General features: G+C 65.9%; 21 protein-coding genes and 1 pseudogene. 6 read left to right on the top strand and 16 right to left on the bottom strand.

All coding sequences use genetic code 11. The annotated features are described in order from the left end of the window. Window positions 1-15: 15 nt before the first annotated feature. Window positions 16-786 (top strand): DeoR/GlpR family DNA-binding transcription regulator, encoded by a 771-nt coding sequence (locus ABQJ48_RS21535; RefSeq protein ID WP_367840023.1) that lies wholly within the window; start codon window positions 16-18, stop codon window positions 784-786. A 10-nt stretch (window positions 787-796) separates the two neighbouring features. On the opposite strand, the pseudogene ABQJ48_RS21530 reads toward ABQJ48_RS21535, so the two are convergent. Beyond that, window positions 797-1,195 (bottom strand): annotated as a pseudogene (locus tag ABQJ48_RS21530) (Na/Pi cotransporter family protein); the annotation flags it as partial. Between the two features lie 280 nt (window positions 1,196-1,475). Further along, entirely contained in the window at window positions 1,476-1,721 is a 246-nt protein-coding gene (locus ABQJ48_RS21525) for a hypothetical protein (RefSeq protein ID WP_367840022.1), read from the bottom strand. 124 nt (window positions 1,722-1,845) lie between these two features. Here ABQJ48_RS21525 and ABQJ48_RS21520 point away from each other — a divergent pair, with 124 nt between their 5' ends. After that, entirely contained in the window at window positions 1,846-2,406 is a 561-nt protein-coding gene (locus ABQJ48_RS21520; RefSeq protein WP_367840021.1) for a MarR family winged helix-turn-helix transcriptional regulator, read from the top strand. Window positions 2,407-2,541: 135 nt separating this feature from the next. Here the strand turns inward: ABQJ48_RS21520 and lipA are convergent, their stop codons facing one another. The 3 genes from lipA to ABQJ48_RS21505 all read right to left on the bottom strand — a co-directional run bounded on the left by lipA (window position 2,542) and on the right by ABQJ48_RS21505 (window position 4,829). Next, on the bottom strand, window positions 2,542-3,549 hold the full coding sequence (gene lipA, locus ABQJ48_RS21515) for a lipoyl synthase (protein ID WP_367840020.1): 1,008 nt from the start codon (window positions 3,547-3,549) through the stop codon (window positions 2,542-2,544). 14 nt (window positions 3,550-3,563) lie between these two features. Next, the gene (gene lipB / locus ABQJ48_RS21510; protein ID WP_367840019.1) at window positions 3,564-4,289 is read right to left on the bottom strand and encodes a lipoyl(octanoyl) transferase LipB; all 726 of its coding nucleotides are present in this window, start codon (window positions 4,287-4,289) and stop codon (window positions 3,564-3,566) included. 213 nt (window positions 4,290-4,502) lie between these two features. After that, complete coding sequence (locus ABQJ48_RS21505; RefSeq protein ID WP_367840018.1) at window positions 4,503-4,829, bottom strand: DUF2917 domain-containing protein; 327 nt, start codon at window positions 4,827-4,829, stop codon at window positions 4,503-4,505. A gap of 98 nt (window positions 4,830-4,927) precedes the next feature. Here ABQJ48_RS21505 and ABQJ48_RS21500 point away from each other — a divergent pair, with 98 nt between their 5' ends. Continuing rightward, on the top strand, window positions 4,928-5,896 hold the full coding sequence (locus ABQJ48_RS21500; protein ID WP_367840017.1) for a transcriptional regulator GcvA: 969 nt from the start codon (window positions 4,928-4,930) through the stop codon (window positions 5,894-5,896). Between the two features lie 21 nt (window positions 5,897-5,917). Here ABQJ48_RS21500 and ABQJ48_RS21495 read toward each other — a convergent pair whose 3' ends face one another. From ABQJ48_RS21495 to ABQJ48_RS21450, 10 genes are all read right to left on the bottom strand, one after another. Beyond that, a complete protein-coding gene (locus ABQJ48_RS21495; RefSeq protein ID WP_367840016.1) occupies window positions 5,918-6,187 on the bottom strand; it encodes a DUF493 family protein in 270 nt (89 codons plus the stop codon). Continuing rightward, window positions 6,159-7,118, bottom strand: a complete 960-nt coding sequence (locus ABQJ48_RS21490) for a D-amino acid aminotransferase (RefSeq protein WP_367840015.1) — start codon at window positions 7,116-7,118, stop codon at window positions 6,159-6,161. Before ABQJ48_RS21490 ends, ABQJ48_RS21495 begins: the two co-directional genes overlap by 29 nt. A 12-nt stretch (window positions 7,119-7,130) precedes the next feature. Then, window positions 7,131-8,363: a D-alanyl-D-alanine carboxypeptidase family protein gene (locus ABQJ48_RS21485; protein WP_367840014.1), complete on the bottom strand. Its 1,233-nt coding sequence runs from the start codon at window positions 8,361-8,363 to the stop codon at window positions 7,131-7,133. Window positions 8,364-8,680: 317 nt separating this feature from the next. Next, complete coding sequence (locus ABQJ48_RS21480; RefSeq protein ID WP_367840013.1) at window positions 8,681-9,325, bottom strand: alpha/beta hydrolase; 645 nt, start codon at window positions 9,323-9,325, stop codon at window positions 8,681-8,683. A gap of 8 nt (window positions 9,326-9,333) precedes the next feature. Next, window positions 9,334-9,657, bottom strand: a complete 324-nt coding sequence (locus ABQJ48_RS21475; RefSeq protein ID WP_367840012.1) for a (2Fe-2S) ferredoxin domain-containing protein — start codon at window positions 9,655-9,657, stop codon at window positions 9,334-9,336. A 404-nt stretch (window positions 9,658-10,061) separates the two neighbouring features. Beyond that, complete coding sequence (locus ABQJ48_RS21470) at window positions 10,062-11,219, bottom strand: VanZ family protein (RefSeq protein ID WP_367840011.1); 1,158 nt, start codon at window positions 11,217-11,219, stop codon at window positions 10,062-10,064. 31 nt (window positions 11,220-11,250) lie between these two features. After that, window positions 11,251-11,877, bottom strand: coding sequence for an ABC-type transport auxiliary lipoprotein family protein (locus ABQJ48_RS21465; protein WP_367840010.1), 627 nt, complete (start codon window positions 11,875-11,877; stop codon window positions 11,251-11,253). A 28-nt stretch (window positions 11,878-11,905) separates the two neighbouring features. Further along, on the bottom strand, window positions 11,906-12,868 hold the full coding sequence (locus tag ABQJ48_RS21460; protein ID WP_367840009.1) for an MlaD family protein: 963 nt from the start codon (window positions 12,866-12,868) through the stop codon (window positions 11,906-11,908). A 16-nt stretch (window positions 12,869-12,884) separates the two neighbouring features. Then, the gene (locus ABQJ48_RS21455) at window positions 12,885-13,763 is read right to left on the bottom strand and encodes an ABC transporter ATP-binding protein (RefSeq protein ID WP_367840008.1); all 879 of its coding nucleotides are present in this window, start codon (window positions 13,761-13,763) and stop codon (window positions 12,885-12,887) included. After that, a complete protein-coding gene (locus tag ABQJ48_RS21450; protein ID WP_367840007.1) occupies window positions 13,760-14,893 on the bottom strand; it encodes an MlaE family ABC transporter permease in 1,134 nt (377 codons plus the stop codon). Before ABQJ48_RS21450 ends, ABQJ48_RS21455 begins: the two co-directional genes overlap by 4 nt. A gap of 105 nt (window positions 14,894-14,998) precedes the next feature. Between ABQJ48_RS21450 and ABQJ48_RS21445 the strand changes: the two genes are divergently transcribed. Genes ABQJ48_RS21445 through ABQJ48_RS21435 form a run of 3 tightly spaced genes read left to right on the top strand, consistent with a single transcriptional unit; the run spans window position 14,999 to window position 17,035 of the window. Next, window positions 14,999-15,916, top strand: coding sequence for a biotin--[acetyl-CoA-carboxylase] ligase (locus ABQJ48_RS21445; RefSeq protein ID WP_367840006.1), 918 nt, complete (start codon window positions 14,999-15,001; stop codon window positions 15,914-15,916). After that, window positions 15,913-16,740 (top strand): type III pantothenate kinase, encoded by an 828-nt coding sequence (locus ABQJ48_RS21440; protein WP_367840005.1) that lies wholly within the window; start codon window positions 15,913-15,915, stop codon window positions 16,738-16,740. Before ABQJ48_RS21445 ends, ABQJ48_RS21440 begins: the two co-directional genes overlap by 4 nt. Window positions 16,741-16,795: 55 nt before the next feature. Then, window positions 16,796-17,035: a hypothetical protein gene (locus tag ABQJ48_RS21435; protein ID WP_367840004.1), complete on the top strand. Its 240-nt coding sequence runs from the start codon at window positions 16,796-16,798 to the stop codon at window positions 17,033-17,035. A 186-nt stretch (window positions 17,036-17,221) separates the two neighbouring features. On the opposite strand, the gene rfaE2 is transcribed toward ABQJ48_RS21435, so the two are convergent. Further along, on the bottom strand, window positions 17,222-17,704 hold the full coding sequence (rfaE2, locus tag ABQJ48_RS21430) for a D-glycero-beta-D-manno-heptose 1-phosphate adenylyltransferase (protein ID WP_367840003.1): 483 nt from the start codon (window positions 17,702-17,704) through the stop codon (window positions 17,222-17,224). Window positions 17,705-17,902: the final 198 nt, after the last annotated feature.

Raw genomic sequence — 17,902 nt, 5'->3', positions numbered from 1 at the left:
ATCGAGGCAACAGGCATGTGGCAGGCAGACCGTCATCAGAGAATTCGCGCGTTGCTCTCCACGTTGCAACGCGTGTCGACCGAGCGGATCATGGCGGACCTCGGGGTATCGCGCGAAACCGTGCGGCGCGATCTGCTCGATCTCGAAGCGCTCGGTGAACTGCGGCGCGTGCACGGCGGCGCGATCAAACCCGCCGACGAAGCGCCCATTGCCGAGCGCATCCACATGCGCGTCAAATCGAAGACGGCCATCGCCCATGCGGCCGTCGGGTTGATCGCGAGCGGCCAGACGCTTTTCATCGATGCGGGCACCACGACTACGGCGCTGGCGGAAGAACTGGCGAAACTGGCGAACCTGACCATCGTCACCAATTCAATCGAGGTCGCGATGAAACTGCGCGGCCCGGCCGAGCAAACCGACCCGGCGAACGATGTGATCCTGCTCGGCGGTTCGATCAGCAGCCGCGCGCTGGCGACCACCGGCGCGAGCACCGTGCTGGATGTCCAGCGCTATCGCGCGGATCTCGCGCTGCTGTCGCCGGTCGGCATCGATCACCGGCATGGCGCGACCCACTACGATCACGCCGAAACGGAAGTGGCGCGCGCGATGGTCGCCAATGCGGACCGCGTGGCGATCCTCGCCGACTACAGCAAGATTGGCCAGCGCAGCCGCATTTCCTACTGTTCGGTCGAGAAGATCGACGTGCTCGTCACCAACCGGAAAGCGGCCGACGTCGCCGGTTGTGCCGCATTGAAAAGAAAACTGCCGCAGCTCGTTCTGGCCTGACGCGCGGCGCTCATTCCTTCACATGCATCACGTCGAGCGCTCGCTTGCGCAAGCGCGTATCGTGCAGCGCGCCGGCCGCGTCGAGCACCGGATAGGCGGTCGAGCAAAACAGCGAATTCAGCCGCTTCATGTCGCTGATCAGGTCGAGATGCAATGCACTGGTCTCGATACTGCGCAAGGTTTGGCCGGCAAGCCGGTCCAGATGGCGGTACGAATACGCGCGTTCGAGGTCGCGAAACCGCTCTTTCTCGGTCAGCAGACGTTCGGCGCAACGCAGATCGTTGTTGAGAAACACGGACAACCCCAGTTGCAGATTGCTGACCAGCCGCGCCTGCAAGTCGTCCAGCTCGCCCAGCCCTTCTTCGGAGAACGACAGACGGTGGGCGATTTTCTTTTCCTCACTGCGCCCCAACACGCCGCGCAAATCGGCGCCGAGCACCCTCAGGATGCCGGTGCGCACGATGTGCGAGCCCCACACGAGAAGCGCGACGCCGGCCAGAAGGTTTAAGAGAATCAACATGAGCCACTGCGCATCCGTTCCAGCTGCCATTACCCGAACCGCATGCCGCGCGAACGCGCATCGGGGCGTATATGACCGTAGTGTTGCACATTTCAGGCTTATTGTAATTTTGTGCGTTTGAGTCTTCGCCTATGTGAATTGTGAGCGGCTCGCGTTCGGCTGTTGAGGGTCAGCGGGCGGCCCGGGCATCGAGCAACACTGCTCCTAAGACACCGCCCGCGCCCGCAGTTCGCCGACATCCATTCCTGTCAGAAGCAGCAGACTGGCTACACCGCACGTAGTACACCGGCGCGATATTGCCGCCCGTGACTTTGACGAGCCACGTGTCGATGAACGGCGCGAGCCCGCCGAGCAGCAGCACTGCAAGGTTGTACGTCAGCGCAGCATCTGTCGAGCGCACACGGGCCGGAAACATACTTTCGCTCCCACGCCGCAGCGAGACAGAACCAGTTTCATGCAGAAACATCGGTAGTTGAAAATTTCAACTGATTCTTTTACGTACGGATCGCTGCCGCCACGAAGCTTCGTCTATCATCTGGATGGATGGGCGGACCGCAGGTGCGGCGCCCAAGGCGCTCCCCGCTCCCCCGAACCGGATAACCCCCAGCGGTATGTCATCAGCCAAACCGAAAGCCGGCGTTGCCGCCCAAGACATGAAGTTTGCCCAGTACCTCACGTTCAAACTGGACCTGATCAAGACCGAGATGATCAGTCGTGCCAATGCGGTGTACAAACCCGCGTGCGGCCTGGACGTGCGCTCGCTGCGCGTGCTGCGGATCATCTGCGACGAACCGGGCATCACGGCGACGGCGGTGCGGGAGCAAACGCTGATTGAAAAGACGCTGCTATCGAAGCTGATGGCGGACCTGATCGAGCGCAAGCAGGTGCGGCGGACAATCCATCCGGACGATGCGCGCCATTTCCAGCTCTGGCCGACTGCCGCCGGCAAGCGCACGCGCGCGGCCAGCGACGAACTCGGGCGTGCACTGGAAGCGGAGTTATTGTCTGTGCTCAGCGACGACGAGCATGCGGCGCTCGAGCGGATCGTCGACAAGCTCGTCGGGGCGTTCCGCGCTTCGGCTCAGCGCGAGGGCGCATAACCCGCCGACTGACGGATTTGGCAATGTGACCTATCCGGCGATGCCGCTCGGGGGACAGGCGCCGGGCGCATAAAAAAGCCCGCAACGCGTGCGGGCTTTCATGACAACCGGTAAAGCAGCCAACGGGCTAAACCTTCAGACCACACCCGCGCCATGCGCCTGCAAATCGGCGTGGTAGCTGGAACGAACCATCGCGCCGACAGCCGCGTGCGCGAAGCCCATCTTGTACGCTTCTTCCTCGTACATCTTGAAGGTGTCCGGATGCACGTACGAGCGCACCGGCAGATGGTGTTCCGACGGCTGCAGATACTGGCCGATCGTCAGCATGTCCACGTCGTGCTCGCGCAGGTCACGCATCACTTGCAGGATTTCTTCTTCGGTTTCCCCGAGACCGACCATCAGGCCCGACTTGGTGGCGACCTCCGGATGCAGCGCCTTGAAGTCCTTGAGCAGCTTCAGCGAATGCGCGTAGTCCGAACCCGGACGCGCTTCCTTGTACAAACGCGGCACGGTTTCAAGGTTGTGGTTCATCACGTCGGGCGGCGCGGCGTTCAGAATGCCGATCGCGCGATCCAGACGGCCCCGAAAATCGGGCGTCAAAATTTCGATGCGCGTTTCCGGCGACAACTCCCGCGTCTGACGAATGCATTCGACGAAGTGCGCCGCGCCGCCGTCACGCAGATCGTCGCGGTCGACGCTGGTGATCACCACGTACTTCAGCTTGAGCGCGGCGATGGTGCGCGCCAGGTTGCCCGGTTCTTCCGCATCGAGCGGATCGGGACGGCCATGGCCGACGTCGCAGAATGGGCAACGGCGCGTGCATTTGTCGCCCATGATCATGAAAGTTGCGGTCCCCTTGCCGAAGCATTCGCCGATATTCGGGCAGCTCGCCTCTTCGCACACGGTGTGCAGATTGTGCTCGCGCAGAATCTGCTTGATTTCGTAGAAGCGCGAATTGCCGGTTGCCGCTTTGACGCGAATCCAGTCCGGTTTCTTCAGCTTTTCGATCGGAACGATCTTGATCGGAATGCGGGCGGTTTTGGCTTGCGCCTTCTGCTTTGCGGTGGCGTCGTAGACAGCGGCGGAAGCCGGCACGCCTTCGGGCGCGGGAGAAGTTGCGAGGTTCGCGGTAACGTCAGTCATTCGTTCGGATCCAGTCAGGCGGTAAGCGTACCGGCCTGTGATGGGGCGACGGCCGCGGGACTGCCGTCGAGGTTTGCGGTGAGGCATGTTGCCAGGGTGCGGGCCACGTCGTCCCAGCCGGCGGCAGCGCCGAGCGTTGCCATGTCGACCGTTTCGAGCCCCGCGTAGCCGCATGGATTGATGGCCAGAAACGGCCGCAAGTCCATTTGCACGTTGAGGCTCACGCCGTGATAGCTGCAGCCGTTGCGGATTTTCAAGCCCAGCGCCGCAATCTTGGCGCCGGCGTGGCGCCCGGCGTCAGGTCCCGGCGCCACGTAGATGCCGGGGGCGCCAACCTTGCGTTCTCCGGCGAGATTATACGCCGCCAGGGTGTCGATCACGGCCTGCTCGATCCGCGTGACCATCTCGCGCACCATCAGTTTGCGGCGGCGCAAATCGAGCAGCAGGTAGGCAATCACCTGGCCGGGCCCGTGATAGGTGATCTGGCCGCCCCGGTCGACCTTGACGAGCGGGATGCCGCTGTCGGCGGCCAGCAGGTGGGCTGGATCGCCGGCCTGGCCCAGTGTGAAGACGGGAGGGTGTTCGACCAGCCAGATCTCGTCGGGGGTGTCGGCGGTGCGGGCGTCGGTGAACGCGCGCATTGCCTCGAAACTGACTTCGTAGGGTTCGGAGCCGCGCCAGCGCAGCGTGAGCGGCGCCGTGGCGGGCAAGAGAGACAGGGAAACCGGGCTGGCGCACATGATCCCGGCAGTTTACCGAAGTCTGGCAATCCGCGCCGAGCATGAGGGCATCGCCCGTGCCGGGCCGCGCCGGCAGCGTCGCGGTGCGCGTTGGCTGGGGCGCGAATGAGCGACGTCGATCGTAAGGGCGTAGACGCGCCGCTCAGGGCCGCACCGCGGCGCCGTCTGACCGGGCCCGCGCGGCCGCTGCTCAAGCGCCTCGAGCGGAGCGCCTCAGACCGTGCGCCAGCCGCCACGCATGCGCATCAGCAGCCGCTCGCCGACACGCGCGAGCCAGTTCAGCGCGCGTTCGTCGCAACGCGTCGGCACGGAAAACACGACCTTCGAGGGCGTGCTGCCCTCCGCGCTCAGCCAGAGCCGCTCGCCGCGCCGCAGCCGCAGCGTGTGGCCGGGTTGCAGCCAGTAGTCTTCGACGTCGTCGCTGCGTGTCACCCAGATGGCCCCGCCATGCACGACCAGCTTGGTGCTGCGTGCAACCTTCATCGCCAGCGTTTCGCCGTTACGAATTTCAAACGCGATGCTAGAGGAAATTTCTCGCATGATGCCCTCGCCAAAGTTCGTTTCATGGCTACAATCGTAGGCGTAGCAAGGGTCGGCGCAAAACGATCAATTTTCACCTCTATGTGAGAAATATTGCGATGGACCTCCGTCAACTCCCCGCCCTGAACGCGATCAAGGCATTCGAAGCCGCCGCCCGCCATGAGAGCTTCTCGCGCGCCGCCGACGAACTGTTCGTGACCCACGGTGCAGTCAGCCACCAGATTCGCGCGCTCGAGGCCGAGCTAGGCGTCTCGCTGTTTGCGCGCGACGGCAAACGCGTGCGGCTCACGGAAACCGGCCGGCGTTACGCGACGCGCGTGCGCACCGCGCTGCTCTCGCTCGCCGACGCCACCCGCGAGATCCGCGCCGGCGACCGTGAGCGGCGCCTCGTGGTGTCGATGCTGTCGTCGTTCGCGGCGCGCTGGGTGACGCCGCGCATCGGCAGCTTTATCGAAGCGCATCCGCAATGGGATCTGGAACTGCTGTCCACCAATGCGCTAACGGACTTCGCACGCGACGACGTGGACGTCGCGATCCGTTTCGGCTTCGGCAAATATTCCGGGCTGCACGCGGAACTGCTGCTGGAAGAGACTTTCTTTCCCGCCTGCGCGCCTGATTTCAACGGCGGCAATCTGCCGAAAACCCCGGCCGATCTCGCCAACGTCCCGCTGCTGCGTTCCGACGACGAACTCTGGCGCCCGTGGTTCGACGCCGCCGGCCTCGCCGACTGGCCCGAGCCGAAACGGGGCGTGCTGTATCAGGATTCTTCGAATCTGCTGCAGGCGGCGATCGACGGTCAAGGGGTCGCGCTCACGCGCCGCTCGCTGGCCATGCACGAAATCGCCGCGGGCCGCCTTGTGCGGCTATTCGACGTGGATGCCCCGAGCCCATGGCAGTACTACTTCATCTGCCCGCCGCAAATGCTGGGAGCCGCCCGCGTCAAGGCGTTCCACGACTGGGTGTTCGACGAGGTGGGAAGATTCAAGCAGTTGTTCGACCGGGCTTGCGAGGCGAGGCCCGCCGCAAGCGCCGGTCTGGCGGCCAACGCGTTGCGCGTCGCGCCATGACACGCCGTATCTCGCGCTGCTTTACAGCACGACCTTGACCATGGGATGGCCGGTCAGCGCGCGATAGATATCGTCCAGATGCGCGCGGCTCGTGGCGCGCACCGTGACCGTGAGGCCCGTATAGTTGCCGCCGCTGGACGGCCGCGTTTCAACGCGCGACGCGTCGACTTCGCCGTCGAACTGACGCACCACCGTGATGATGGTCTCGGCGAACTCCGGATGCGATTTGCCCATGATCTTGATCGGGAAATCGCAGGGAAAATCAAACAGTGAGTCGTTCGCGGGATTCATGCTCTGCTCCTTGCTGCGCTTCCTTCGCCTTGGCGCGCTGATACGCCGCATACAGCGCGGCAAAGACCGCACCCGGCTTGCCGACGCCTACCGGCTGGCCGTCGAGCCGGGTGACCGGCAGCACTTCCTTGGTGGCCGAACTGACGATGATCTCGTCGGCCCCGCGCAACTCGGCTTCGGTAATCTCACGCGCTTCGAAGCGGATCCCGCATTCGCCCGTCAGTTCTTCGATCAGACCGTAGCGAATCCCTTCGAGAATCTTGTGACTGCGCGGCGGCGCCGACAACACGCCGTTCTTCACCATCCACACATTCGACGACGACCCTTCGGTCAGCATGCCGTCGCGAAACTGGATCGTCTCGAACGCGTCGTTTTCGGCCGCGTATTGCGCCATCAACACGTTGCCCAGCAGCGACACGGACTTGATGTCGCAATTCAGCCAGCGGCGATCTTCGGCGCTCACGCATGACACGCCTTGCGCGCGCTGCGTGGCGTCCGGCAAATGCAGCGGCGTGACCATCACGAATACAGTGGGCTGGATGCGGGCCGGAAATGCGTGGGCCCGCTTCGCCACGCCGCGCGTGACCTGGATATAGGCAATCGCGTCTTGCTCTGCGGGTAGACCGCCGTGCGCCTCGTTGGCCGCGACCACGCGCTCGATCAGTTCGCGCCAGCCGTCATCGTCGAAAGGATTGGCGATGCCGATCTTGCCGACCGAGCGCGCGAGCCGCGCGAGGTGCTGCGGCAACCGGAAGGCCGTGCGGCCGCTGTGATGCTCGAACAGCGGCGCATACAGCGGCGCGACTTCGTAAATGCCGTCGCCGAAAATAAAGCCGCGGTCGAGCACCGGCACACGTGCTTCGGACAACGGCACCAGCTCGCCATTCAGATAAACGATCGGGTCGAGCGAAACATCGGAAACAGCGGTCATGGCGAACGGCTCTTACTTTTTCTTGTTGAACATCAGCATCAGCGAATCCCACACGCGGCCCACCACGCCCGCTTGCGGCACGGCCTGCAACGCGACCACCGGGAACTGCGCGAGCACCTTGCCGTCGGCCACCAGCTTCGCCGTGCCGACCTGCTGACCGTTCGCGATCGGCGCGACCAGCGGATCGATCTGCTCGATCTGCGGCTTCACCTTGTCGCCCATGCCCTTCGGCACGGTGATGTACTGGTCGCTCTTCACGCCGATCTGCACGCTGTCCTGCGCACCCTTGTAGACGCGCGGCGTGCCGACCACCTGGTTCGCCTTGTACAGACGCACCGTGTCATACGCGGTGTAGCCGTAGTTCAGCATCTTCAGGCTGTCCTGCACGCGGTCGTGCTCCTTGGTCTCGCCCATCATCACCGATACGAGGCGGCGCGATGCGTCGGCCGTGCCCGGCAGCGAACGCTTGGCGCTCGCGATCAGGCAGTAGCCCGCCGCCTGCGTGTGGCCGGTCTTCAGGCCGTCCACGCTCGGGTCGATCCACAGCAGACGATTGCGGTTCGGCTGCTTGATCTTGTTGTACGTGAATTCCTTCACCGAGAAGATGTTGTAGTAGTCGGGGAAGTCGCGAATCAGGCGCGCCGACAGCACCGCGAGGTCGCCCGCCGTCGTGTAGTGCTGCGCGTCGGGCATGCCGTTGACGTCGGCGAAATGCGTGTGGGTCATGCCGAGGCGCTGGGCCTCGGTGTTCATCATGTTGACGAACTGCGCTTCGCTGCCGCCGACCAGTTCGGCCAGCGCGATCGCCGCGTCGTTACCGGACTGGACGATCATGCCGTACACCAGATCGTGCACGGTCACCGGCTTGTTCGCTTCGACGAACATGCGCGATTCGTCGGTGTGCACGCGGCGCACCGCTTCGCTCGGCATCACCGTCTGGTCCATCGTGATCTTTTTCGTCTGCAGTGCTTCGAAGACGAGATACGCGGTCATCAGCTTGGTCAGCGAGGCCGGCTCGACGCGTTCCTCTGCATTGCCGGAGGCGAGCACCTGGTTGCTGGTGGCGTCGACGAGGACCCACGAGCGCGCGTTCACCGCCGGCGGCGGCACTTGCGCGAACGCGCTACTGGCGACGAGGGTCGCCGGCAACACGATGCCGAGCGTGAGCGCGCGGCTGAGCTGGATGGGAACGAAGGAAGCAACTGACGGGAATGACGTGCGGCCGGTGGTGGAGGAGAAACGCATAGGGTCGATGGGTGCGGAAAAATACATCGCGCGCAGGGCGCATAGTTTGGAAGAGCCGGTCAGCGGGCGTCTGGCCGTAAACGGCGGGCGCCCATTGGACTTACGGCGACGCGATCGGTTCGCGCAGCACGCCTCGCACCGGCACCGCTGCGCGCGAAAGGACCTCACGCGTCGCGCGAACTGCCGGCTGGGCGGCGCTGCGCCCAAAAAAGAGCGCTCATTATACGCGCGCTATTCCGCCAAACTTGCGCACGGTGGCGCGATTAATTTGCGTTTGCGCGCACCTGTACCCCCGGAAAACGCACGCGGCGTACGGCTCATCGCCAGGCGTCGACGATGATCCGTTTGAGCACATGCAGCTTGCGATGCAGAAAATGTTCAGCCCCCGGTATCACGACCACCGGCAGTTCCTGCGGACGCGCCCAGTCGTACACGGATTGAATGGGAACCGTCTCGTCGAGTTCGCCGTGAATCACGAGTGTGTTTTGCGGCACGGGCGCGACGTCCCAACGGCTGGCCGCCGTGCCGACCAGCACCATCCGCTCGACCTGCCGACCTTCCTCGCGCAGCTGCGCAGCCACATGCGACAGCACGAACGTGCCGAAGGAAAAGCCCGCGAGCACCAGCGGCAGATCGTGCTGCCCGGCTTCGGCGCGCATGTGATCGAGCACGGCGCGCAGATCGTCGCGCTCGCCGATGCCCGCGTCGTGTTCGCCTTGCGTTTGGCCGACGCCGCGGAAATTCGAGCGGTACGTCACGTAGTTGAGCTGTACGAGCGTGCGCGCCAGCGTCTGCGCGACTTTATTGTCCATCGTGCCGCCGAACAGCGGATGCGGATGCGCGACCAGCGCGATGCCGCGCGGCGCGGCGCCGTTCTCGCGCGTCTCGTCGGGCAAGTCGAGCGCGAGCTCGATCTTGCCGACGGGGCCGTCGATCAGATACTTCTTCGTGTGTACGTTCATGGCGAGGCTTATTGATCGATTTTCAGACGCTCGACGATCTTTCCGTTCGCGAGATGGGAGTCGACGATCTCGTCGATGTCGCTCTCGTCGATATACGTGTACCAGACGCCCTCGGGATATACGACGAGTGCCGGGCCGAGCTCGCAGCGGTCGAGGCAGCCGGCCTTGTTGATGCGCACCTGGCCGGGGCCGGCGAGGCCGAGTTTCTTCACGCGTTTTTTCGCGTACTCCTGCATATGCTGCGCGTTGCAGTTCGCGCAGCTCGGACGCTCGGCACCGGGGTCGCGCTGATTCAGGCAGAAGAAGACGTGGTACTTGTAGAAGGAGTCCATGATGTCCGGGGCGAGACTGTAAGGGAGGACGATGACGCCATAAGCGCGCCTGTTGCGCGGACGATTATAGCGAGCGGGGCTGATGACCGCCGACACGGACCGTGGCCGCGCTGCGGCTCAGCCGCGCTTGTGGCGTGGCCGGAAGCCGCATCAGTTCGCTGGCGCACCCCATGCGCACGGCTCGCGCATGTCCGAGGCAGTGCCAGCGCACGTCCGGCGCACGCGGCGGGCCCATCTTACGCGCACTTCTGTGGACGCTTGCGCTCGGCTCACGCACCACAGGCTCGTGCACATCTGAGGCAGCAATGGCGCATGTCCGACGCACATCGCGGGCGCATCTCACGCGCGTTTGCCCATATTTGAGACCGTGCTCACACCCGCCTCGCGCACATCGCGCGCCCAAGTCACGCGCGCTTCGCGGGCCGCTTAAGCCACGCCTGCTCGGCGACAAATGCCAGCCACACCAGCGCCGCATACGGCCAGGTCCACGCGAGCCAGTGCGCGAGCCCGTTGAAGTGCAGATACCGCCCTTGTCGCCAGTCGGCCAGCACGACATCGAAATACGGATTCACCGGCAGCAGATTCACGAACGCCAGCGCGAGCGCCAACGCGGCGCCCGCGAGCGCCGCGCGCGTGCGCCGCCGCAGACGCAGCGCGACGAGCGCGGCAGCCGTGCCGCAGCCGAGCCCTACGAGCCCGCCCGGTGTCGCCCAGTTGAATGTGAGGCCCGACTGCGATTGCAGAAAGGTGGCGCCCGCTTTCACGCACAACGTGATCACGATGAACAGCAGCAGAAGACGCACACGCGGCGCCCGGCGGCGCACCGGCAGCGAAGCCAGCGCGAGCGCGGCGAACAGGTTGAGCGCGGTGATCACGGCTTCCCACGCGTCCTCGGGCAGCCACGCCGCGGCGAGTGCCGGCCATGCGGCGACGTGCCAGCCGGGAGGCGTCCATGCGAGCAGCGCGTCCTGGGTCGTCGAATCGAAACGCAACCACAGCGCGCGCGGCCAGTTGCCCAGACCGAACAGGCGCGGCGCCGGGTACATCGTCGCGAACGGCCATGCGGCAACCAGACACGCGAGCGCCGCGCGGTCGCGCTCGAACCACAGCAGCCGCATGCGCCGCAACAAGCCGCGATCGAGCAGCGCGCCGGTCGCCGGTGACATGATCGCCGCGCCGAGCAGCGCGCCGAGCGTGTTGGCGGACAGATCGAGGTTGGAAGCGACGCGCATGGGCAGATAGGTTTGCACCGCCTCCATCGTGCCGGACAGCAGCGCGCCGAGCACGAAGGCCGCGCCGACCGCCAGCGGACCCCGCCAGCGCGGATAGATCGCGAGTACCACCAGCGCGCCAAACGGCATATAGCCGACTACGTTGGTGACGACGTCGAACGCCGTCAGGTACTGCGGCATCGGGTCCAACAGAAAGGCGAACGGCGACAGGCCGAGCGAACGCCAGCCCGAAAACGGATACCAGGAACCGTAGACGATCAGCGCGGCATACAGCGCGAGCGCTTGCCGCGCCAATACCGACGGCTGGCGCAGCCACGGTCTTTCGCTCATGCAGCGCTCCGTTGCGTGCGCTGCCGCCCGGTCATTGCGCGGCGACCGTCGCCTGTGCGCCGAGCCACGCGGCGATCTGCGCGACGAGGTCGTCGCTGGCCGTGGCGAGCGCGCGCGCACCGCCGGCCGCGTCAGTAGAAGCCGCCGGTGCTTGGGCGCTGAACGTGCGTTGGCCGACCAGCTTGCCGTTGCGAACGAGGGTGGCGCGCGCGCCGATCGCCGCGTGGCTTTGAGTCGGACTGTCGAAGACCTGCTCGAACTCCGTCAGATCGACTTTCAGAACCGGCGCGGCCACGCCGTCGGCGCCCGTCAGCACGGTGCCGTGCGAACCGAGCGCGCCGCGCAGACGCTGGGTGAGCAACTGCGACGGCGTCATGGCCCAGTGGCTGTTCGCATAAGCCCCCGTCTGCTGCGCATCGGCGTAACTGAGCCGGTAAATCATCCGGTCGGACTCGAGCACCGGGGGCGCGCTTACGTCGAGCACCTTGACGGCGGGCAAGGAGGCGGCCGACGCCGCCACGCCCGGCGGACCGAAGTCGTAACGAATGTCCGCGCCCCCCGCGGTTGTGCCCGCGCAGCCCGCCACCAGCACGCCGAACGCGAGCAGCACCGCCGCAGCGGCGCCCGAGGACCACAACCGTTGAATCGAGCGCGACATGAGATCGTTCCTTTCTGAAGCTTGGGGTTCAGCGCGCGGCTCGGGCGGCGGGCCACGCAAAGCCGGCCTCGCCCGGGCCGGGCGCCGCGGCAGGCGCGCCGAACAGCACGCTGCGCGGGCTGGAGCTGAAGGTGTCCGCCGCGCGATCCACCGAGCGGGCCGCCGAACGCACGTCCTCCGCGAGCGCGTTGACGCGCGGCAAGGTGTCGTAACTCACTCGAGCGGACAGCTCCTGCAACGTGCCGTTCATCGAGTTGAGCGCGTCGCCGGCCTGCTGCGCCGCCGTGCCGACCTTGTCGAGGTTGGTCTGGAGCGGTCCGTTGGGGCGGTTCAGGCCGGTGACGAGCTGGTTCGTCGACGCCAGCGTGCGATCGAGCTGATCGATCGTCCCGGGCAGCCTCGCGGTAACCGGCGCGATCTGCCGGGTCAGGGTCGCGACGCCGTCGGCGGCTTTCTGCAGGCTCGCCGCCGTGCCCAGCAACTGCGCGGCCATCTCCGGCGACAGTATGTTGTTCACGTCGTCGGCGACTTTTTCGAGCTTGCGCAGCATGATGTCGCCGCGCTGCTGCAACTGGTCGAGCAAGCCTGGACGCATCGGCAACTGCGCCACATCGTGAATCGACGACGGCAGCGGCCGCGGATCGTGCCCGGTGTCGTCGAGCTGGATGAAAGCAATGCCGGTCACGCCCTGGAAGCCGAGGCTGCCGAACGTCGAATGGGTGATCGGCGCGTTCGTGTCGACGAGGATGCGAACCAGAATCTGGCCCGGATGGCTCCGATCGAATTTGATCGACTGCACCTTGCCGACATCAAGCCCGCGGTAACGCACGGCGGCATCGGCAAACAGCCCGGTCACGTTGGTGCGCGCGATCAGGTCGTAGGGCACGCGCACGGAACGGTCGATGTTGAACAGAAAAGCGGCCGCCGCGATGGCCAGCAGCAGGACGATCGTGAACAGTCCGGCCCAGAAAGCGTGCGATTTGTTTTCCATTGTCAGGATTCCTGGTTCACAGCGGCAATTCCGACGACGCCGGCGCGAGCGCCGCGCGCGGCAGCTTCGCGCGGCGCTCCGGCGGCAGCGCCTGCAACGCGCGGCGCCCACGCAGACCGAGGAAATATTCGCGGACGAACGGATGATCGAGGCCCGCCGCCTCTTCGACCGGCGCGGCGATCAGCACCTTGCGATCGGCCAGCACGGCGACCCGGGTCGACAGCGCGATCATGGTGTCGAGGTCGTGCGTGACCATCACCACCGTCAGACCCAGCGCGCGATGCAGCGCGGAGATCAGTTCGACGAATTCATCGGACGCCTGAGGGTCGAGCCCGGCGGTCGGTTCGTCGAGGAACAGCAGCTCGGGTTCCAGCGCGATCGCGCGGGCAATGCCGACGCGCTTGATCATCCCGCCCGACAGCGCCGACGGCATCTTCGACGCATGCTTGCACGGCAGGCCGACCATCTCCAGCTTGAGCATGACGATGTCGCGCAGCAGGTCCTCGGGCACCGTGCCCAGTTCGCGCACCGGCTGCGCGATGTTGTCGAACACCGACAGCGACGAGAACAGCGCGCCGCGCTGAAACAGCATGCCCGAGCGGCTGCGCATCAGGAGCGCGGTTTCCGGCGAGATGGTCGCGAGGTCCTCGCCGAACAGCTTGATGGTGCCGGAGGATGGCCGTTCAAGGCCGAGAATCTGCCGTACCAGCGTGGTCTTGCCCGAGCCCGACCCGCCCACGATCGACATGATCTCGCCGCGCCGCACGTCCAGATTCAGATGCTGGTGCACGATGTTGCGGCCGTAGCGCTTGGTGACGTCGATCACTTCGATCACCGGCCCGGCGATCGACGGTAACGGCTGGCCGCGTACGGCCTGGGTGAGCGGCGCGATCATCCGAGCCCCACGTTCTGGAAGAGGATCGCGAACACGGCATCCGCGAGAATCACGATGGTGATCGAGGTGACCACCGAGGTCGTCGTGCCCTCGCCGAGACTCTGCGAATTGGCCTTGATGCGAAAGCCGAAGTGACAGCCGACGAGCGCGACCAGCATGCCGAACGCGACGCCCTTGCCGAGGCCGATCCACAGGTTCGCGATCGGCACGACGCCCGGCAGCGCGCGTGCGAAGTAGCTCATGTCGATGCCGAGCACGACCTTGGCCGCGACCGCGCCGCCGGTCAGCGCGACGATGTTGGTCCACATCACGAGCAGCGGCATCGCCACGCCGAGCGCGACCACGCGCGGCAGGATCAGGCGCAGGCCGTGCGGGATGCCCATCACCCGCATCGCGTCGAGTTCCTCGGTCACGCGCATCACGCCGATCTGCGCGGTGATCGCCGAGCCTGAGCGGCCCGCCACCAGAATCGCCGAGAGCACCGGGCCGAGCTCGCGGATCACCGCCAGCCCGAGAATATTGACGATGTACTGATTCGCGCCAAAGAGCCGCAACTGCTGCGCGGACAGGTAACTGAGCACGATGCCGATCAGGAACGCGACCAGCGCGGTGATGGGCAGCGCGCGTGCACCGGCGTTGTAGACGTTCGCGGAGATCTCGGTCCACGGCGTCATTCCCGGGTTGCGCAGGATCTTCAGCAGATCGAGCACGACGCGCCCGAGCATGGCGACACCGCCATACAGGTGTTCGGAGAACGAGAAGATGGCGAGGCCGAGCCGGGTGAACGGGTCGAACTTGACGATCGGCTCGGGCTTCTCGCGCACCGTGTCGAGCAACGCGATGCGCTCGAAGATATCGCGCTGCGTATCGTTGAGCGTGGTGTCGGGCGGCATCTGGCGGCCCCACACGCGCCACAGCGCCTGGCCGCCGACGTGATCCATCCGGTCGATCCGCGACAGGTCCCACTGGCCAATGCCCTGGGCACCCGTGAGCGAGCGCAGCAGCGGGATCACATGCCCAGTGTCGCGGTCGCGCGCGAGCGCGAGCGCCGTCCACTGGCCCGAAAGCCGGACGATCTTGCCTTGGCTGCCGGCCGCCACTTCCAGGCCGGGCGGAGTGTCGTAGTTCAAGGATCGCGAGAAACTGGTTATCGGATTAGCGGCCATTGTAGCGAACGCACAGCAGATAGGCCCTGCTCGAACCTCACGGAGTTCGCTGTCGCTACAATATGCGCCATGAACGCTTCCAAGACCCCTCCCCGGGCCGCGCCCAACGCGCCCATGGGCGCCGACTGGCGCATCGACCGCGAGCGCGCGGTTGCGCTGTTCGGCGCGCATGCGCATGACTGGCCGATCGAAATCGTCGAAGAAACCGGCTCGACCAATACTGACCTGATGGCGCGCGTCAAGGCGCTGCCGCGTCAAGCCGGCGCACTGCCGCGGCCGATCGTGCGGGTCGCGTATCTGCAGACCGCCGGCCGTGGCCGCCGGGGCCGTCCGTGGTATGCCGAGCCGGGCAATGCGCTGCTGTTTTCGGTCGCTTGCGTGCTGCCGCGTCCGCTCGAAGGTCTCGCGGGACTGAGCCTTGCCGTGGGCGTCGCGCTGGTCGACGGGCTGCGCGCGCTGCCGGTCGCAGGTCCCGGTCAGATCGCGCTGAAGTGGCCGAACGACGTGCTGCTCGAAGGCGACAAGCTGGCCGGCATCCTGATCGAAACCGCGTGGAATACCGACGACGCGAGCGCCGTAGTGATCGGCATCGGCACGAATGTGAAGGGCGCCGACGAACTGGCGGCCCAGGTCGGCGCGCTCAATGCCGGCACGCCGCCCCAAGCGCGCGGCACCGTGCCGACCGCGCTGCAACGCGCGCTGCCGAACGCCAATCTCACCGACACGCTCGCCGCCGAACTGAACGCGCTCGAACCGGCACTGCAACGCTTCGGCGCCGAAGGGTTTGCACCGTTCCAGGCGCGCTGGAATGCCGTACATGCGTACGCGGGCCGCGAAGTCGTTTTGCTCGAACAGGGTGAGGAACTGGCGCGCGGCGTGGCGGCGGGCGTAGACGAGCGCGGTCAGTTGCTGCTCGATACCGCGAACGGCCGCCAGACCATTGCAACCGGCGACGTTTCGCTGCGGCTGGCCGACGGTGCCGCATGACGAACGGCGCGCCTTATCTGCTGATCGACGCAGGCAATAGCCGGATCAAGTGGGCGCTGGTGCGCGCGGACGGCACACAGCTATCGGCCGGCGCGCTGGCCCATGCAAGCGAGGGCGGCGCCGATCGCCCCGACTGGTCGAGCTTGCCGACCCCGGCCGGCGCCTGGCTGTCCAACGTCGCCGGCGAAGGGGTGGCCGCGCGAATCGCAGCGCTGCTCGACGCGCACTGGCCGCACCTGCCGCTTACGACGATCCGCGCGCGCTCGCAGCAATGTGGCGTGAGTAACCGCTACACCGCGCCGCAGACGCTCGGCAGCGACCGTTGGGCCGGCATGATTGGCGCGCGCGCAGCGTTTCCCGGCGAGCATCTGCTGATCGCGACGTTTGGCACGGCGACCACGCTCGAGGCTTTGCGGGCGGACGGCTGCTTTGTCGGCGGTCTGATCGCGCCTGGCTGGACGCTGATGATGCGTTCGCTCGGCGAGCACACCGCGCAACTGCCAACGCTCGACGCCGCCGCGGCCCGCGGCCTGCTTGTGGATGACGACCGCGCGCCCGACGCGTCGCGCCGCGGCCTCTTCTTCGCGACCGATACGCCGCGCTCCCTGTCCGCCGGTTGCACGCTGGCCCAGGCGGGGTTGGTCGAGCGGACGTTGCGCGACCTGCAGGACGAATGGCAGGTGCCGGTGCGGCTGGTAATCGGCGGGGGCGCGGTGGACGAAGTGGCGAGCGCGCTGAAAGTACCGCATACTCGGCACGACTCACTCGTGCTATCCGGGCTCGCGCTGATCGCCGCCGACAGCACAACGCAATACGACGCCTGAGCCGCGGTCCCGCAGACGTCAGCCGCTCACTTTTTCTCGACGGGAATAAACCACGATGCTTCGCTGGCCGATCGCCATTTTGTTACTTGCCAACGTCCTGGCATTTGTCGCGGTGCGTGGAGTGTTTGGCCCAGCGCCCACCGCCGGCGGGCGCGAGCCTGTCCACCTGAATCGCGAAGTTCACCCGGAGTGGTTGAAAGTGCAGGCGGTCTCGATGGGGCAGGCGGCCGACCAGGCGGTCGTCGGCGCTCCCGCGCCGGCTGCGCCGATCGCGGCGTCCGCATTGCCACAGTAGCGGCGGCCGGGAGCAGGATGAGAGGGCGGGCGCGGGATGCCCGGCTTCGGGCTTCGGGCTTCGGGCTTCGGGCTTCGGGCTTCGGGCTTCGGGCTTCGGGCTTCGGGCTTCGGGCTGCAGGGGCTTCGGGCGCCAAGCCCCTGCATCAACACGACGACATTGCGCCGCCACCTCGGCACCGCATCTTCAGCTTTGTGTACGAACCTTCCTCAGCAGCGCGGTGGTCGAGCGATCGTGCTCGAACGGGATTGCGAGCGCCTGGCCGCCCCAGCCGCGCACGACGGCCGACTCTGGCAGCGCGTCCATGTCGTAGTCGCCGCCCTTGACCAGCACGTCCGGCCGCAGCGCCGAGATCAACTCGACCGGCGTCTTCTCGCCGAAGCACACCACGTAATCGACGCTTTCCAGCGCTGCCAGCAATGCCATCCGGTCGGCTTCGTTGTTGATCGGCCGGTCGTCGCCCTTGCCTAGCATGCGCACCGAAGCATCGCTGTTCACGCCGACGATCAAACAGGCGCCCAAGGCTTTGGCATCGGCGAGATACGTTACATGCCCGCGATGCAGGATATCGAATACGCCGTTGGTGAACACGACCGGCGCGCTCAACGAAGCCCGTTGCTGAACCAGGGCATCGCGCGTAAGAATCTTGCGTTCGAAAGTAGCAGCCATCACAAAGAAGGAAGAGAAAAATGCCGTCACCCTACACGGCGAATGCCATTCAGCAAAACGGTCCGGCAAGCTAACGCCTGCCGGACCGTTTTCAGAAACTAAAAACTTTGCGCAGCGCGGTCGCCGAAACGGGCGTGAGTTCGCGCCACAAACGAGCACTCAATGCGCACTCGATGCGCACTCAACGCGCACGGAACG

It is taken from the genome of Paraburkholderia suaedae (assembly GCF_040812055.1).
Taxonomy (GTDB): Bacteria; Pseudomonadota; Gammaproteobacteria; order Burkholderiales; family Burkholderiaceae; genus Paraburkholderia.
Note: the sequence above shows the minus strand (reverse complement) of the source record. Positions and strands in the feature narration are given on the sequence as shown.

Coding starts and splice junctions, on each gene's coding strand:
- ABQJ48_RS21475 (WP_367840012.1), bottom strand. CDS start 9,657: ATGGACTCCTTCTACAAGTACCACGTCTTCTTCTGCCTGAATCAGCGC.
- ABQJ48_RS21485 (WP_367840014.1), bottom strand. CDS start 8,363: ATGCGTTTCTCCTCCACCACCGGCCGCACGTCATTCCCGTCAGTTGCT.
- ABQJ48_RS21495 (WP_367840016.1), bottom strand. CDS start 6,187: ATGAATCCCGCGAACGACTCACTGTTTGATTTTCCCTGCGATTTCCCG.
- ABQJ48_RS21520 (WP_367840021.1), top strand. CDS start 1,846: ATGGATGGGCGGACCGCAGGTGCGGCGCCCAAGGCGCTCCCCGCTCCC.
- ABQJ48_RS21505 (WP_367840018.1), bottom strand. CDS start 4,829: ATGCGAGAAATTTCCTCTAGCATCGCGTTTGAAATTCGTAACGGCGAA.
- ABQJ48_RS21490 (WP_367840015.1), bottom strand. CDS start 7,118: ATGACCGCTGTTTCCGATGTTTCGCTCGACCCGATCGTTTATCTGAAT.
- ABQJ48_RS21535 (WP_367840023.1), top strand. CDS start 16: ATGTGGCAGGCAGACCGTCATCAGAGAATTCGCGCGTTGCTCTCCACG.
- ABQJ48_RS21445 (WP_367840006.1), top strand. CDS start 14,999: ATGAACGCTTCCAAGACCCCTCCCCGGGCCGCGCCCAACGCGCCCATG.
- lipA (WP_367840020.1), bottom strand. CDS start 3,549: ATGACTGACGTTACCGCGAACCTCGCAACTTCTCCCGCGCCCGAAGGC.
- ABQJ48_RS21500 (WP_367840017.1), top strand. CDS start 4,928: ATGGACCTCCGTCAACTCCCCGCCCTGAACGCGATCAAGGCATTCGAA.
- ABQJ48_RS21435 (WP_367840004.1), top strand. CDS start 16,796: ATGCTTCGCTGGCCGATCGCCATTTTGTTACTTGCCAACGTCCTGGCA.
- ABQJ48_RS21465 (WP_367840010.1), bottom strand. CDS start 11,877: ATGTCGCGCTCGATTCAACGGTTGTGGTCCTCGGGCGCCGCTGCGGCG.
- ABQJ48_RS21470 (WP_367840011.1), bottom strand. CDS start 11,219: ATGAGCGAAAGACCGTGGCTGCGCCAGCCGTCGGTATTGGCGCGGCAA.
- ABQJ48_RS21480 (WP_367840013.1), bottom strand. CDS start 9,325: ATGAACGTACACACGAAGAAGTATCTGATCGACGGCCCCGTCGGCAAG.
- rfaE2 (WP_367840003.1), bottom strand. CDS start 17,704: ATGGCTGCTACTTTCGAACGCAAGATTCTTACGCGCGATGCCCTGGTT.
- lipB (WP_367840019.1), bottom strand. CDS start 4,289: ATGTGCGCCAGCCCGGTTTCCCTGTCTCTCTTGCCCGCCACGGCGCCG.
- ABQJ48_RS21525 (WP_367840022.1), bottom strand. CDS start 1,721: ATGTTTCCGGCCCGTGTGCGCTCGACAGATGCTGCGCTGACGTACAAC.
- ABQJ48_RS21440 (WP_367840005.1), top strand. CDS start 15,913: ATGACGAACGGCGCGCCTTATCTGCTGATCGACGCAGGCAATAGCCGG.
- ABQJ48_RS21460 (WP_367840009.1), bottom strand. CDS start 12,868: ATGGAAAACAAATCGCACGCTTTCTGGGCCGGACTGTTCACGATCGTC.
- ABQJ48_RS21455 (WP_367840008.1), bottom strand. CDS start 13,763: ATGATCGCGCCGCTCACCCAGGCCGTACGCGGCCAGCCGTTACCGTCG.